Source organism: Rodentibacter mrazii (assembly GCF_001998825.1).
Classification (GTDB): domain Bacteria; phylum Pseudomonadota; class Gammaproteobacteria; order Enterobacterales; family Pasteurellaceae; genus Rodentibacter; species Rodentibacter mrazii.
In genome coordinates this window covers 1-1,481 of sequence record NZ_MLHG01000118.1, presented here as the reverse complement: position 1 = coordinate 1,481, position 1,481 = coordinate 1, and the positions used below count along the sequence as shown (strand labels likewise).

At 36.4% G+C, this 1,481-nt stretch carries 3 protein-coding genes; 2 read left to right on the top strand and 1 reads right to left on the bottom strand.

Features of this window, described 5'->3' with window-relative positions; all coding sequences use genetic code 11:
• Together BKK47_RS12525 and BKK47_RS12020 are read left to right on the top strand one after the other, a co-directional pair.
• The coding region (locus BKK47_RS12525) for a DUF1281 family ferredoxin-like fold protein (protein ID WP_482822354.1) at positions 1–237 on the top strand (237 nt) is incomplete at its 5' end.
• Between the two features lie 117 nt (positions 238–354).
• A complete protein-coding gene (locus BKK47_RS12020) occupies positions 355–1,116 on the top strand; it encodes an N-6 DNA methylase (RefSeq protein ID WP_077495055.1) in 762 nt (253 codons plus the stop codon).
• An 80-nt stretch (positions 1,117–1,196) separates the two neighbouring features.
• Here the strand turns inward: BKK47_RS12020 and BKK47_RS12015 are convergent, their stop codons facing one another.
• Positions 1,197–1,394 (bottom strand): hypothetical protein, encoded by a 198-nt coding sequence (locus BKK47_RS12015; protein WP_077495054.1) that lies wholly within the window; start codon positions 1,392–1,394, stop codon positions 1,197–1,199.
• Positions 1,395–1,481: the final 87 nt, after the last annotated feature.

Sequence of the window (1,481 nt, the reverse complement as noted above, 5' to 3'; positions counted from 1 at the left end):
ATTGTTTGTGAGTTCGATACGCCTTGGAGTCCACCGGAAGAATGGTTCGCGACACTTTGTGAAACTTTCTCAAATTATCAAATGCGACTTGCCTATTTTGAGCCGGGAATGTGGTTTGCCGGCGAACTGATTTCAGATACGCAAGGCGGTTATTCTTCAAACTGGATAGATGACTCAGAAATGAAGACATTTATTCTTCGGGAATTTCATTGGGGTTTTACCGAAGAGGAAGAGTAAACCTTTAATCTGTGAATACAACCAAAGTGTGGTCAATTTTAACCGCACTTTTCATCCCATAGGGACAAATTCCTTATGGGATTTGCTCCCTATTCAATAATTGATAAGGAGCAATCCATGGATTTTGAACAAAAATTTACCGCACTTTTTAAATCGATTGCACCTCATTACCGGCGTTCTGAAGTGTTCTATGACTTTATAACAATTTTGGGACTTGAGTTTTATCTGGTTTTGTATGGTGAGTCAGCGGATGAAACGCTGAAACAGCGTTATCAGACGGCTGTAGGTCACTACACAGATGAGGAAAAGCAAAAGTTAGTTGAGCTTAGTGTGATTGTTGTAGAAGCCCTTGAAAACAAGAGCTATGATTTTTTAGGTTCGGTGTTTATGGGCTTAGAGCTCGGCGATAGATATAAAGCACAGCATTTCACTCCGAGCCATGTTGCATACGCGATGGCAGCAATGACATTATCCAATTGTCATGAGTTAATTCAGCGACGTGGATTTATCACGTTGCAAGAGCCAACGTGCGGTTCTGGTGTGATGATTATAGAATCCTATAATTATTTACGTCAGGAACAGTTTAACCCGCAGCAGCAGATGTGGGTCCAGGCAAGGGATTTGGATTTTACCGCGGCAATGATGTGTTATATCCAAATGACACTTTTACATATACCGGGCGAAGTGATAATTGGGGATACCTTACAAAATGAGGTTCATCATCATTTATACACAACAGCTCATCTATGGGGGAACTGGAACAATAAATTAGCATGCGCAGATTTAGAGACTGAACCAGAAATTCAACAAATTGAATCTGAACCAGTAGAGGAATTGCCATTTGAAATTGATTGGGAAAGTGAACCGATGTTTTATTAAAAAATCAAATGCACTCTATTTGGTGCTAAAAAGCCTAGTGAATTAAAATTCACTAGGCTTTATTTATATTATCTATTGATTTATTTTTTTATTATTGGGTTTTCTAATAAGTCATTTATAGCAATATTAAAATACACCATAAATGCACCAAAGAGAAGAAAGAAGCAAAGAAAAAGTAAGATTGTTTTTATTTTTTCTTTTTTATTTTTTCCTTCTAATCCATGTATTAAGTTGGTTGATATTAAAAATAATAAAATTGCTATTAAACCATAATTCATAATTTTCTTCTTTTAGTAAAAACGATTCCTGACATTGAGCTAACATTTCCCCCAATGTTGCTATCTATAACTTTCTTTGAATCTAAT

Bases quoted from the DNA above. Each gene is read 5' to 3' on its own strand.
- BKK47_RS12020 (WP_077495055.1), top strand. From the start codon at position 355: ATGGATTTTGAACAAAAATTTACCGCACTTTTTAAATCGATTGCACCT.
- BKK47_RS12015 (WP_077495054.1), bottom strand. From the start codon at position 1,394: ATGAATTATGGTTTAATAGCAATTTTATTATTTTTAATATCAACCAAC.